The sequence below is a fragment of the Shewanella aquimarina genome (assembly GCF_023349185.1).
GTDB classification, from domain to species: Bacteria; Pseudomonadota; Gammaproteobacteria; order Enterobacterales; family Shewanellaceae; genus Shewanella; species Shewanella aquimarina.
The window spans coordinates 18346-31221 of the sequence record NZ_JAKIKY010000016.1; the positions used below are offsets into that span (position 1 = coordinate 18346).

A 12876-nucleotide genomic window follows, 5' to 3' on the forward strand; every position below is an offset into this window, starting at 1 on the left:
CGTTCGTAAATAATTTATTCCACTCGATCAGTCGCTGACAGTAGAGACTATCGCGACATGAGAAATTATCAGCAGGATTAACCAAGGGGTAAGCGGTGACTGATGAGAATTCAGCACCTTTCACCACAGATTCAAGAAATCAAAAAATATTCCGCTAGTTCAAAAGGCTAGGTCTGCGCGAGATCGCATTTTTCAGCGAAATTAGACTAAGGTAACACTTGCGTATTATCTCATCCTATGGTCAGATCGCCGCCTAACACAACAACCTTAACCAAACCTTGATGTAAATCATACCGCCTCTACTCTGCCGGGCGAGATTTACTATCAGCCGTAGGAACAAATGTATGCTCAACATTTTCCTGATCACACTTGCTGTGCTAGCGCTATTAAGCATTATTTTTGAGGAAGTTACCCACATTAATAAGGCTAAAACCACCCTCTTTTTCGGCTGTATCGCCTGGATCACCCTGTTTGTTGCGGCGCGGGATCCTAGCCACCAGCATCTAGTGGCAGAGGAGCTGGACCACAACCTGCTGGAAATCGCGACGCTCTGGCTCTTCCTGATGTCGACCATGACCTTCGTGGCCTACCTAAACGCCAAAGGCATGATTCAGATCTTGGTGCAGAAGCTGTTTCCGCAGAAGGTCTCTGTGCGCATGCTGATGATACAGGTGGCCCTCTTCTCCCTGGTGCTGTCGGCCATCTGTGATAACGTGACCGCGACCCTGGTTTCTCTGGGCTTGTTGACCACCTTCCAACTCGAGAGTCAGATGAAGCGCCGCATGTCGGTACTCATCATCTTCGCGGTAAACTCGGGCGGTGTGGCGCTGATCACCGGCGACGTGACCACCCTAATGATCTTCCTCGGCGGCCATGTCCATATCTCGCAGCTACTCCTGCTATTTATTCCGGCGGCTATCAGCGTCATGCTGCTGGCGGTACTCTTCTCGCTAAAGGCGGAAGGCCATGTGAGCACCACCCCCATCAAGCGTCAATACAGCAAGCTGGATGTATTTATTGCCCTCATCTTCCTGATCACCATCATAATGACCATGGTGCTCAATATCTTCTTCGGTATCCCGCCTGTACTGACCTTCCTGTCGGGCCTTTCGGTGATGTTCCTGATGGGCACACTGCAGCGCAGCAACAAGGAGGAGTTACAGATCCTCGAATATATCCGTCAGGTGGAGTTCGATACCCTGCTCTTCTTCCTGGGTATCCTGCTGCTTGTGGGCATGCTGAAAGAGATTGGTACCCTGCATCTGCTGACCGATGTGTATGCCAAGTTTGATCCTAACATCTCTAACTTCGTGACGGGTATCGGCTCGGCGATTCTGGATAACGTCCCCCTGACCGCGGCGCTGCTCAAAGCAGAACCTGTGCTTAACACCCCAGAGTGGTTAGGACTCACCTACTCGGTGGGCGTGGGTGGCTCGCTGCTGGTGATAGGTAGCGCGGCGGGGATCATCGCCATGAGTAAGGTGAAAGAGCTCACCTTCGTCACCTACCTCAAGTACGTACCGGCGCTGGCGCTGTGTTATACCTGTGGTTACGGCCTGACCCTGCTACTGGCCTACGAATTTTACGGCTAGAGGTGTTGGCGACAGCCAAACATGAAAAAGGCGATGAATGATTCATCGCCTTTTTTGTATCATCAAAAGTGCTCACGAGTCGCGCATAATGCTCGCTAGATAGCCGGCACCTTAAACTCTGTGCCCGCCACCTCTAACACCACGTCTCTTGGGCGTATCTCGACTATCTTGAGCTTACCGCCAATCATGTCACCCTGTTGTAACTCGGCGCCATCCACATTCAACCAGCGGTTCTTAGGATCGTTGGCATAGACATGAGCCAGAATGTTGAATTCGGGCACCTGTAGCTGGATCCCTGCCGGCAACTGACCATACTTTGGCAGCTCATCAGGTTGGGGCGCGGGAATGGGATCTAACTTAGGCTCAGTCACAGGAGCGGCAACGGCGTTCTCCTTCTCCACCTCCTTAAGCGCGGCCTCGAAGGCGGCCACCAGCTTGCTGGTATCCTTCACCACTGGGCGCTGCTGAGCAGCAGGCTCTGGGAGCTGTTGCGACATCTGATCTAATGCCTGCTCCGAGCCCTGCTCTGCCACATAGGCCGACTCTAGGCCGACATCTGCAGCCGCTTCATCCACCTGGGCCTTAAGAGAGCTGAGTAGATCGCGGCCACGCTGATTAGCGTTAGCACCTAGGATAATCGGCTCCTCGCTGCTTTGAGCGTTCACATCGTCATTGCCTAGCGCCTTATTCCTGGCAACGCTTTGTATCTCGGCCGGCTGGCGCCTTGGCTGAGGCGCGACAGTCCCGGGGTTGCTCGCCTCGGCCCGCAGGCTTGGGCGTTCCACCGGCACGGGCAGTGCGACCTTGCCCGCCAGCTTGATGCCTGTCCCATTGCTGGCATCATTGCCCGACTGAGAACTCTGGCTTACAAGCGGCTGAGTAGTCTCTGATTTGACGTCCTTTGCTTCGACGGCCCTTGCTTCGATGACCTTTGGCTGAACAGCCTTGGATTGAACTGCCTGAGCTTGCCCTGCAGATAAAGAATCAGCCTGCCGTTGATTGGCGAGAGAGCCCTGACCACTCAGCACCCAGGCAAGGGCGATTGCCCCGCCAAGACCCGTGCCCAACAAACCTAATTTGACGACCAGAGGCCACCTTGGCTGCATCGCCTCATACTGGGCCCTTGGGGTGATCACAGGGTCTAGCTGTTGATCTTGCTGTTTCGCGCGGGTCACCGCATCGAGAAGGATAGACATCAGTAGCGTCCCTCGCCTTGCACTCTTCCCTGCAATCCTGTTTGCTGCTCCTGCAATCTCGGCCCCTTATCGCTAAGGTAGAGATTGAGCTGCACTAAGGTCTGGCTACCGGCGATGGCATCGGCGCGCAGGCCATGCTGACGCTGGAAGTCCATCAGGGATTGCTCCAGCTCGGCATCGAAATAGTCGACCAGACGGGCGGGCTTGTTCTGGATCTGCGCCAGGGCATTCTCCAGCCACTGGATCTGCGCCGGCGCCGAGCCTCGGCCTATCTCCTTAGGCTGATAGCTTGGTGCCTGCCACAATAGCTCGAAGGTACCGGCAAAGTGGCGGGTAAACCAGTCTCTGTCGACCCATAGCTGCTGCTCCGCCAGTTGCAGCAACAGCTGCTCGCCCTGGCGAGACACGACTGTGCCGTAGAAGGGCTCGCCGCGCTCATCCTGCAAATAGACCACGGCCGGATAGTTGAGGCGTACCAAGGAATGCCAGTTACCCTGCTGCTGGAAGCAATCCAGCCCCTGCTGCTTGGCCGACTGACAGGCGGTCAGGCCAACATAAGGTGCCTTATCCCACAGGCCGAGTATGGCGGCATAGGCGGTGTCTATGCTGCGGCTTTGATTGATCGCCTGACGCAATATGCGCTGATCGGCGCTCAGGCTGGCATTGCTCTCTTCGACTTGGCGGCTTGCCAGATTGGTTTGAGTTTGGGGCTGAGTTTGTTGCTGGACGGCTTGTGAATGGTTCTGATTGGCCTGCTGCGCACCTGTCGCTGTCGGCTCATTGGCCTGCATTGTGCCGGCCTGGGCCATATTTGCCTGAGCTGTGTTTGCCTGAGCTATACCGCCCTGCCCCTGCAGGTTAAAGAAGTAGAAGGCGCCAGCAAAGGTCGCCAGGATAAGCGTTGCGGCCGTCGCTGGCCACAGCAGTTTGCGCTGCTTGAGCTCCTCGCCCAGGACTTCGCTGGCGGCGGTTCTCACCATGTTGGCGTCGATAGGCACCTTAGACTGGGCATAACCTGCCATCAGGGCACGTTCACACAAGAGGTTAATAAGTCGCGGGATGCCGCCACTGTATTGGTGGAGCGTCTTGATGGCGCTGCGGTGAAACAGCGGCTCGTGACGTCCGGCTACCTGTAGCCTGTGCTGAACATAGAGGGCAATCTCCTGCTGGGTCAATGGCAGCAGGTGATAACGTGCGGTGATGCGCTGGGCCAGCTGTCTGAGCTCCTGACGCTTGAGCAGCTGTTGCAGCTCGGGCTGACCAATAAGGATCACCTGCAGTAGCTTCTTGGTATCAGTCTCCAGGTTGGTCAGCAGCCTGAGCTGTTCCAACACCTCGGCCCGGAGATGCTGCGCCTCGTCGATGATAAGGACGGTATTGCGCCCCTTCTCATGGTTGGCCAGCAGAAACTGACTCAGCTTATCGGTGAGCTGTTTCAGGGTAGGCGACTCACCATAATGCACCCCCAGCTCGTCACACAGGGTGGCAAGCAACTCGAGTTCGGTCAGCGAGGGGTTGAGGATGAAGGCGGTATCGGTATTCTCGGGCAGCTGGTTGAGCAGGCAACGCGACACTGTGGTCTTCCCCGTGCCCACCTCGCCGGTTAACAAGACAAAACCACCGGTTTCACCCAATCCATAGGTTAAATGTGCCAACGCCTCTCTATGTCTGTCGCTCAAGAACAGATAATGAGGGTTGGGTGCGATCGAAAACGGGTTATCGCTTAGTCCGTAAAACGCCTTGTACATGCCGCCTCAGTCCCAAAATAATAATGACGATTCAAATTAATCCCTAGGGGAGACGTTGTCAAAACTTCCCCCCATTTAATTGCGCCACAGCAGCACCTAAAGCCAGCTATCGAGGTGGCGAAAGGATGCGGCCCGACGACTTGCCATGATAAGCTTAGGCCAAATATAAAGTTATCCCTTGGTGAGACGTGAAGATCTATTTAGTTGGCGGCGCCGTCCGCGACCAGTTACTCAATATTCCCATAAAAGATCGTGACTACATGGTGGTGGGCGCTACAGTGCAAGAGATGCTCGATAAAGGCTATCGCCAGGTGGGTAAAGACTTCCCCGTGTTTCTCCACCCCAAGACGCAGCAGGAGTATGCCCTGGCGCGCACCGAGCGCAAGACAGGCGTCGGCTATGGCGGCTTTAGCGTCTACGCCGCGCCGGATGTCACCCTGGAGGAGGACCTGCTGCGGCGCGATCTCACCATCAATGCCATCGCCCAGGATGAACAGGGGCAGATCTTCGACCCCTATGGCGGCAAATCCGATATCGAGCGGCGCCTGCTCAGGCATGTGTCCGACGCCTTCGTAGAAGATCCGCTGCGGGTGCTCAGAGTCGCCCGTTTCGCCGCCCGTTTTCAGCCGCTGGGCTTCAGGGTAGCCCCGGACACCATGGTGCTGATGCAAGAAATTGCCGCAAGCGGTGAGCTTGAGGCGCTAACGCCAGAGCGCGTATTTCAGGAGCTGGATAAGGCGCTTGCCACCGAGGCGCCGCAGGTGTTCTTCGAGGTGCTCAGAGAAGCCGGCGGCCTGGCCATATTATTTCCCGAGATCGAGGCGCTGTTTGGCATCCCCCAACCCGAGCAGTACCACCCAGAGATAGACACTGGCATACATACACTCATGGTATTAGAGCAAGCCGCCAGACTCAGCCAGGATAAGCAGGTGCGCTTCGCCGCCCTGGTGCACGACCTTGGCAAGGCGCTGTCGCCTAAGGAGCATCTGCCGAAACATCACGGCCATGGCCAAAAAGGCCTGCCGCTGATCCGCGCCCTGTGCGAGCGTTTTCGCGTCCCCAACGACTATCGGGATCTGGCTCTCCTGGTGAGTGACCAACATCAGAATATCCATAACGCCTTCGAGCTACGAGCCGAGACTATCGTCAAGCTGTTCGACAAGGCCGATCTCTGGCGTAAGCCCGAGAGACTGCCGCAACTCCTGCTGGCCTGCGAAGCCGACAGCAAGGGACGCACAGGTTTAGAGGACAGTCCCTACCCCCAAGGGGCCTATGTACAGCACTGTTTTGAACTGGCACGCAATGTGGCGATAAAACCTATCATAGAAGCGGGTTTTAAGGGCGCCGAGATCAAGGCGCAGTTACACAAGCAAAGGGTCGAGGCCATCGCCCAGTACAAGGGAAAAACCGCCTTAAATGCAAAGCCATAGCTAAGTGTTCGTTAAGTTTTAGTGATCATAAGCCAAAATTTGAGCAAAAACCCTCGACAGGCTTGATTTTGCACAATCATGAGATATTGTATTACGACCTTAGGGTGAAAATTCATAGCAATATAAATTGGCTATGACATAATTAACCAGTTGCAGTTGTACTTTTCGGCTGCTCCATTTCAATCCAACTTATTTAAAGGGATTTCCCAATGAACAAAAAAGTACTGATGATTGCTGGCGTAGCAATGACTGCCCTTCTTGGTGGTTGCGCAAACACTACTGCTCTAGAAGAAAGCGTTGCTAACCTAGGCAACAAAGTTGACCAGTTATCTGCTGAAGTTAGCTCTCTGAAGTCTGAGCAAGGTGCTCTTGCTGCTGACGTTAAAGATGCAAAAGCTGCTGCGATGGACGCACAAGCAGAAGCTAAGCGTGCTAACGACCGCATCGACAACATCGCTTCTTCTTACAAGAAGTAATGTGTCTGTATCGGCAACACACCTGTGTTGCCGATATGTTTTCCCCCACAGCATTAACTTTCAACTCTCTCCTAAACTCGTCATCCCCCACTCTTCATCTCAAGTTTCTCGGACTCAGCTCATCCTCTAAGCTTTTCCTCTAAGCTTTCTAAACCGACTGTATCTTAGTTTTCGTTTTGGCCTGTAGCACCTAGTCACGCGCGCCTATTCGCGACACTCACTCCAGACCTCCGCTAAAAAAGCGCCCACAAAAAAGGCGCCCAATGGACGCCTTAGTGATACTGAACGGTCACTCAAACCTAAGCTGCTAATCTAAGCTTCTAAAATCTAGGGAGTGATCTCTAAATCCTGAGCCGCCGTCAGCGGTGGATGTGAGATCACCATGGGGATGCCGTTCTGGGTCAGCAGGGCATCGTTTGCCTTGGTGTTATCGACGCTATCCTGGCTGATGAATTTCACCACCTTGCTGCTCAGGCTGATCACCTTCTCACGGGGCTGATCTTCCGTCTTAGACAGGGGCGAATGCACCTCGATGATCTGACGGCCGTCGGGCTCGGTAGCAATCTTCACCGTTTGATTGATCACCCTTACGCTATCGCCATATTTGGCCTGGTGGAATAGCCACTCGATATCATCAGGATTAAGCCTGATACAACCGGCACTGACGCGCATGCCGATACCGAAATCCTTGTTTGTACCATGGATCAGGTAGCTACCATCGCCATAGGAGAGCTGCATGGCATACTTACCCAGCGGGTTATCAGGGCCAGCGGGTACCACGGGAGGCAATACCTCGCCGCGCTCACGCAGGTGCTCGGCGCGCAGGCTCGCCGGCGGCGTCCAGCTCGGATTAGGAATACGCGCCTTGATCTTAGTGGTCATCTCTGGGGTTTCACGACCGATACGGCCAATGCCCACAGGAAAAACATGCACCTCACGACCATTCTTAGGGAAATAGTAGAGACGCAGCTCTGGCAGGTTGATCACTATGCCCTTGCGGGGCACGTCTGGCAGCAGCATCTGGGTGGGGATCACCAACTCGGTGCCGGGTGTCGGCAAGAAAGGATCCACTCCTGGGTTAGTTTCCATCAACTCCAAGATACCGATATTGTATTTATCGGCGATGGTTTTGAAGTAGTCCCCCTTCTGAACCACATGGGTCTGCAACTCGCCGACGAGGCGACCGCCGTTGGCTGGCAGGGAGTAGACATTGGCAAGTAACTGCAATGGCGCGAGACTCAAGATGAGCAACAGCAATTTACGCATCATCGAAACGGATTTCCAAAAATCGAGTTAAAGGTTTGGCTCAAAGGGTAACCCGAGCCGCCGGGATTTTCTAGTGGTGAATAATTGTACTTTCACCTAAGCGTCTTTCGTCGCCAGGGTGAGATAGAGATCGATCTCAAGCGATTCGAAATTCTGCTGAGCGATCTGACGCTTTATCTTGTCATTGGCCCGCCAGGCAAAGGGGGTCATCTCCAGCAGGGTCAGCGCCTGCTCGCCGCTAAGTGCCAGGGAGTAGCTAATACGTTCGCTCGCCACCAGGCTTACCCCCTTAGGCTGCTGCGGCTCCCCGCCCTTCTCGGTTAGGTTTGGATAGATAAACTCTCTTATCTGCCACAGATGACGGGGGCCCGGCGATAACCACACAAATGTGCCGCCGGGTTTAAGCACCCGCAGGGGCTCCTTGCCCTTGAGCGGCTTGTCAAACAGGCTCACCAAATCGAAACAGTCATCCATGAAGGGCAAGGTCTTGAGCTGGCTCTGGATCAGGCGGGCTTCAGGCTGCGCCTTCGCCGCCACGAACAGGGCGTTATCCGCCTCGGCGACCCCCGTCTGCTCGACAGCCAGGCCTAATGCCTTAAACACGCCATCGAGGGAGCGCAGGTAATAGCCCTCTCCGCTGTCGATATCCAGATGCGACAGCCTGGCATCCCTCGGCAATAGCTCACCTAGCTGACGCTGCAGCGCCTCGATAACGGGCGTGAAGATCCCCGATTCCAACAAGAAATGTTTGGCGCGCATCAGCTGGCGCGAATCGATATGGGGCTTCTTCGGCTGGCTGAACACCCAGTAACCCTGCGGCCCCTTATCGAAATGGTGTTTATTGGCGCAGTGCAGACCCTGAGAGTCTTGATGCACATTCATCGGCGCCTGGCAGAGGGGACACAAGTAATGACTCTTCATAGGACTCTCTTAAGTAAGATTGACTTATCGACCATTAGGCAAAAATCACCACACACAGGATAGCCCCTAAGACGAGACGATAGATAACAAACGGCGTCATCCCCATGCGACTGATGATCTTCAAGAAGTAATGAATACAGAGATAGGCGGCCACAAATGACAGCGCCGTGCCCAGTACCAGCGCCTGATAATCGATCGCCTCCTGGCTGGATAGCAAGTCTTTCACCACTAAGATAGCCGCGCCCAGACTCACAGGTACAGACATCAAGAAAGAGAAACGCGCCGCCGCCTCGCGGCTCAACCCCAGCGCCAAGGCCGCGGTAATGGTCGCGCCCGATCGTGAGGTGCCGGGGATCAGCGCCATCGCCTGTGCAAAACCGATAAGCAGGGCCTTCTTCCAGCCTACCTGAAACTCACTAAAGCCTTCACGGTTTAACTTATCTGCCCACCATAGCAATAGACCGAAGACGATGGTCGTAGTAGCGATCACCTCGATGTTTCTCAGATGCGTCGAGATAAAGTCTTTGGCGGTAAAGCCAAAGATCACCGCAGGAATGGTCGCCAGGATGATCCACCAGGCCAGCTTGCTCTCCTGGGTCTGCTTACGCGTCACCAGGCTGCCGGTCCAGGCGGTAAACATGGAGAAGAGCTCGCGGCGAAAATAGATCACCACGGCCAACAAGGATCCGGTATTCACCGCCACGTCGAAGGTCAGCCCCTGGTCCTGCCAGTCGAGCAACTGAGCGGGTAAGATGAGATGCGCGGAGCTTGAGATAGGTAAAAACTCAGTCAGGCCTTGGATCAGGGCCAAAACAATTACCTGAAAAATATCCATGATTATCCTTTAAGATTTGGGTCGGGTAAGAAAAATTAATAAGACCATTGAAATTCGACAGGCCACAGCTTCTGCTGCGACTTATCATAATTGTCCCACAGGGTCTGGTAGGAAAGCTGCGCCACCGGGTGTACCCGCTCGGGGGCGATCTCCGCCAGCGGCCAGAGCACGAAGGCGTTGGTGGTGATCTCGGCGCGCGGCAGCGGGATTGGGGAGTCTGTGACTAGGTCATCATAGAGCAGCAGATCCAGGTCCAGCGTGCGGGGACTAAACTTCTTGGCCCCCGGCAAACGACCATTGTCTGACTCTATCTGCTTGAACAAGGCCACCACCTCGGCGATGCCAAGCTGGGTATCGGCGGCAACCACCATGTTGAGAAAATTGCTGCCGTCGAAACCGACCGCCTCACTCTCAAACACACTGGAGAGACACAGGTTATCGAAATGCGCACTTAAGGCCTTGAGGGCGGCATTGAAGTAGCCCTCGGGGTATATATTACTGCCAATACTGATGAAGATGCGTGCCATAAGGTTACAGATGACCTCGCTCAATCTCGACACCCACCGCCTGGGCACTGGGGACGGCGCCGGGCTTCATCACCCTAACCTTTACCCAAGGCACATTAAATTCATCCATCACGCAATCGGCGCAGATCTGCGCCACCGTTTCGATGAGTTCTATCGGCTTCTCGGTGATCAGGGCCGTGAGCCGGTTAGAGACGGTTTCGTAGCACAGGGCTTGTTGGTAGTCGTCATTGGCTGCCGCCAGGCTGTTGTCCCAGGCCATCTCAAGATCGATCAACAGGTTTTGATGGATCTGCTTTTCCCACTCATAAATACCGATCACTGTTTCGACTTTAAGCTGTGAAATAAGTACCTTGTCCATGATGCCTCCCGATAGGCAAAAAATTAGGTAATAAAAGAGGTCTAATAAGCTACAACGACCAATATGGTTATAATGCCTCGGATCACACAGATAATCTGTGATTACCCCTTTCGTGCAGCCGAAAACCCAAGTAGGATAAGCGACTGTAATGACAACGAATCAGGGATTAGAAAACGGATGCCAAATCGCCCGTTATCATTACATGGCCAATCAACCAGTGCGTAAAATACAAGGTTTAATCAGCCGCCTCAATAACTAGGGCGGGATAATACCTTAAGAAGGATAAGGAAACCAATTTGAGCTTAACGCTGCTGACTCTAGCGATGATATTGACCGCTTACCTTGCGGGTTCGATATCCAGTGCCGTGCTAGTTTGTCGACTCAGAGGATTACCGGATCCTCGTAGCCAAGGCTCAGGTAATCCAGGGGCAACCAATGTGCTGCGCATAGGTGGTGCCAGCGCCGCCGCCATGGTGTTGCTGTTCGACATGCTAAAGGGCGCGCTACCCGCCTATGTCGCCTTCCGTCTCGGCGTCGACGCCGTCTCATTGGGGGTGATCGCCATCGCCGCCTGTCTGGGCCATATCTTCCCCATCTTCTTTAAGTTTAAGGGCGGCAAGGGCGTCGCTACCGCCTTTGGCGCCATGGCGCCTATCGGTGCCGACCTGTCACTGGCGCTGATCGCCACCTGGATTGTTATGGTGTTGATTTGTCGCTACTCTTCACTCGCCGCCATAGTCACGGCCCTACTCGCCCCGGCCTATACCTGGTATTTCGACGAGCGCTTTACTGTGCCCGTGGCCATGCTCTCCTTGCTGATCATCATACGTCACAAGGAAAACATTCATCGCCTGCTTAAGGGCGAAGAGTCTAAGGTCTCACGTAAGAAGCGCACCGACGGCAGCTAAGCGGCAGAACGCCTCCCCCTTCTCCCTCCTTGTTCCGCTTCGACCTCTAGAACATACCTCTTGCTCAATCAGACCTCACAGACTCCAAGCAAGGCGCAACAAAAAGCCCTTCTCTCGAAGGGCTTAAAGGCAAGAATAAAGCGTTATACCAATCACAGTAAACATGTGATCAGAAATAGCGCAGGAAAAACGCTTGAGAACAAAGCAGGATTTTTAGATAAGTAGTTATTCTACAATTAAAAATACTAATACAGTTATCGAGCGTTTTAACAAGCTAGAATGATCAATTGTTTATTACGATTGGTATTAGATTACACAGGCGGAAGCGAGTCCAGCGGCCAACGTGGCATCCCCTTAACGGAAAGCGGCTCAAGCTGATCGGCCTTGAGGCGCTGCATGCCGGCATAGGCGATCATGGCGCCGTTGTCGGTACAAAACTCTCCTCTGGGGTAATAGACCCTGCCGCCGAGTCCCTGCATCATCTCCGCCAGACTCTCACGCAAACGACTGTTGGCACTCACACCGCCGGCGATCACCAAGCGATTATAGCCGGTCTGCTTCAAGGCGCGTTTACACTTGATGGCCAAGGTATCGACCACAGCCTCTTCGAAGGCGCGAGCGATGTTGGCACGGGTCTGCTCATCGTCCGGCTCATCGGCAATGGTGTTGGCCGCAAAGGTCTTCAGGCCAGAGAAGCTAAAATCCAAGCCTGGACGGTCCGTCATCGGACGCGGAAAGCGGTAGCAGTTTGGCTCACCTTGGGCGGCCAGCTTAGCCAGTCTTGGGCCACCTGGATAATCCAGTCCCATCAGCTTAGCCGTCTTATCGAAGGCCTCACCGGCGGCATCATCCACAGATTCACCCAGCACCTGATAACGACCTATGCCTTCTACTGCCACCATCATAGAGTGGCCGCCAGAAACTAGTAGCGCCAGGAAGGGGAATTCGGGCACATCCTCTTCGAGCATAGGCGCCAGCAGATGGCCTTCCATATGATGTACGCCTACGGCAGGTTTTCCCCAGGCAAAGGCCAGCGAGCGCCCCACACAGGCGCCCACTAAGAGCGCGCCCACCAAACCAGGCCCCTTAGTATAGGCGATGGCGTCGATATCATCCTGGGTCGAACCAGCCTCTTTCAGGGCCTGCCTGATGAGCGGGATGATCTTGCGCACATGGTCGCGCGATGCGAGCTCAGGCACTACGCCGCCGTAGTCGGCGTGCAGTTTCACTTGACTGTAAAGTGCATGAGATAACAGGCCTTTTTCGTCATCATAGACGGCGATACCTGTCTCATCACAAGATGTCTCTATACCTAAAACTCGCATTTTTCCTCATCAAGCTAAATAAAGTGGCGGCCAATTTTACCTGCTTGCCCGCGGAAATACCAATGGATTGCGCGCCCCTGTCGATTCACCCACTTATAAAGGCCAAGCCCAGATGCCATGGAGCATGCACCAGGCACCTTCACCTGGTCGGTCATGATAGGGACACAAGGAAATGCTAAACTTAAGGATGTTGCTCCAATAAAGGATCCCGAAAGGATCGCCATAAGGGGTTTACAAAAGGTCGACAGTCGGTATAGAATTCCGCACCATTTTTAAATTAACTTGGGTTAAGAA

12 protein-coding genes are annotated in these 12876 nt (G+C 54.2%); 4 read left to right on the plus strand and 8 right to left on the minus strand.

Translation table 11 applies throughout. The features are described from left to right. The first annotated feature begins 344 nt into the window (after positions 1 to 344). Complete coding sequence (nhaD, locus tag L2731_RS17345) at positions 345 to 1592, plus strand: sodium:proton antiporter NhaD (protein WP_041510305.1); 1248 nt, start codon at positions 345 to 347, stop codon at positions 1590 to 1592. Between the two features lie 95 nt (positions 1593 to 1687). Here nhaD and L2731_RS17350 read toward each other — a convergent pair whose 3' ends face one another. Both L2731_RS17350 and L2731_RS17355 read right to left on the minus strand, forming a co-directional pair. Continuing rightward, positions 1688 to 2788 carry a general secretion pathway protein GspB gene (locus tag L2731_RS17350; protein WP_249254676.1) on the minus strand — a complete coding sequence of 367 codons (1101 nt, stop codon included), beginning with the start codon at positions 2786 to 2788 and terminating at the stop codon, positions 1688 to 1690. Beyond that, positions 2788 to 4536 carry an ExeA family protein gene (locus L2731_RS17355; protein ID WP_249254677.1) on the minus strand — a complete coding sequence of 583 codons (1749 nt, stop codon included), beginning with the start codon at positions 4534 to 4536 and terminating at the stop codon, positions 2788 to 2790. Before L2731_RS17355 ends, L2731_RS17350 begins: the two co-directional genes overlap by 1 nt. 188 nt (positions 4537 to 4724) lie before the next feature. Between L2731_RS17355 and L2731_RS17360 the strand changes: the two genes are divergently transcribed. Together L2731_RS17360 and L2731_RS17365 are read left to right on the plus strand one after the other, a co-directional pair. Next, entirely contained in the window at positions 4725 to 5966 is a 1242-nt protein-coding gene (locus tag L2731_RS17360; protein ID WP_249254678.1) for a multifunctional CCA addition/repair protein, read from the plus strand. 209 nt (positions 5967 to 6175) lie between these two features. After that, the gene (locus L2731_RS17365) at positions 6176 to 6442 is read left to right on the plus strand and encodes an Lpp/OprI family alanine-zipper lipoprotein (RefSeq protein WP_011864811.1); all 267 of its coding nucleotides are present in this window, start codon (positions 6176 to 6178) and stop codon (positions 6440 to 6442) included. 327 nt (positions 6443 to 6769) lie between these two features. On the opposite strand, the gene L2731_RS17370 is transcribed toward L2731_RS17365, so the two are convergent. The 5 genes from L2731_RS17370 to folB all read right to left on the minus strand — a co-directional run bounded on the left by L2731_RS17370 (position 6770) and on the right by folB (position 10349). Next, positions 6770 to 7711: a L,D-transpeptidase family protein gene (locus tag L2731_RS17370; RefSeq protein ID WP_249254679.1), complete on the minus strand. Its 942-nt coding sequence runs from the start codon at positions 7709 to 7711 to the stop codon at positions 6770 to 6772. A 93-nt stretch (positions 7712 to 7804) separates the two neighbouring features. After that, a complete protein-coding gene (locus tag L2731_RS17375) occupies positions 7805 to 8629 on the minus strand; it encodes a putative RNA methyltransferase (protein WP_249254680.1) in 825 nt (274 codons plus the stop codon). Between the two features lie 34 nt (positions 8630 to 8663). Continuing rightward, the gene (locus L2731_RS17380; protein ID WP_239849810.1) at positions 8664 to 9464 is read right to left on the minus strand and encodes an undecaprenyl-diphosphate phosphatase; all 801 of its coding nucleotides are present in this window, start codon (positions 9462 to 9464) and stop codon (positions 8664 to 8666) included. Positions 9465 to 9499: 35 nt separating this feature from the next. Continuing rightward, the gene (folK, locus tag L2731_RS17385) at positions 9500 to 9991 is read right to left on the minus strand and encodes a 2-amino-4-hydroxy-6-hydroxymethyldihydropteridine diphosphokinase (RefSeq protein WP_249254713.1); all 492 of its coding nucleotides are present in this window, start codon (positions 9989 to 9991) and stop codon (positions 9500 to 9502) included. A gap of 4 nt (positions 9992 to 9995) precedes the next feature. After that, positions 9996 to 10349, minus strand: coding sequence for a dihydroneopterin aldolase (gene folB, locus L2731_RS17390; RefSeq protein ID WP_249254681.1), 354 nt, complete (start codon positions 10347 to 10349; stop codon positions 9996 to 9998). 296 nt (positions 10350 to 10645) lie between these two features. On the opposite strand from folB, the gene plsY reads away from it, so the two are divergent. Next, a complete protein-coding gene (plsY, locus tag L2731_RS17395; RefSeq protein ID WP_239849808.1) occupies positions 10646 to 11257 on the plus strand; it encodes a glycerol-3-phosphate 1-O-acyltransferase PlsY in 612 nt (203 codons plus the stop codon). A gap of 311 nt (positions 11258 to 11568) precedes the next feature. Here the strand turns inward: plsY and tsaD are convergent, their stop codons facing one another. Then, entirely contained in the window at positions 11569 to 12582 is a 1014-nt protein-coding gene (gene tsaD / locus L2731_RS17400) for a tRNA (adenosine(37)-N6)-threonylcarbamoyltransferase complex transferase subunit TsaD (protein WP_239849807.1), read from the minus strand. Positions 12583 to 12876: the final 294 nt, after the last annotated feature.

Coding starts and splice junctions, on each gene's coding strand:
- nhaD (WP_041510305.1), top strand. CDS start 345: ATGCTCAACATTTTCCTGATCACACTTGCTGTGCTAGCGCTATTAAGC.
- L2731_RS17350 (WP_249254676.1), bottom strand. CDS start 2,788: ATGTCTATCCTTCTCGATGCGGTGACCCGCGCGAAACAGCAAGATCAA.
- L2731_RS17355 (WP_249254677.1), bottom strand. CDS start 4,536: ATGTACAAGGCGTTTTACGGACTAAGCGATAACCCGTTTTCGATCGCA.
- L2731_RS17365 (WP_011864811.1), top strand. CDS start 6,176: ATGAACAAAAAAGTACTGATGATTGCTGGCGTAGCAATGACTGCCCTT.
- L2731_RS17370 (WP_249254679.1), bottom strand. CDS start 7,711: ATGATGCGTAAATTGCTGTTGCTCATCTTGAGTCTCGCGCCATTGCAG.
- L2731_RS17375 (WP_249254680.1), bottom strand. CDS start 8,629: ATGAAGAGTCATTACTTGTGTCCCCTCTGCCAGGCGCCGATGAATGTG.
- L2731_RS17380 (WP_239849810.1), bottom strand. CDS start 9,464: ATGGATATTTTTCAGGTAATTGTTTTGGCCCTGATCCAAGGCCTGACT.
- folK (WP_249254713.1), bottom strand. CDS start 9,991: ATGGCACGCATCTTCATCAGTATTGGCAGTAATATATACCCCGAGGGC.
- folB (WP_249254681.1), bottom strand. CDS start 10,349: ATGGACAAGGTACTTATTTCACAGCTTAAAGTCGAAACAGTGATCGGT.
- tsaD (WP_239849807.1), bottom strand. CDS start 12,582: ATGCGAGTTTTAGGTATAGAGACATCTTGTGATGAGACAGGTATCGCC.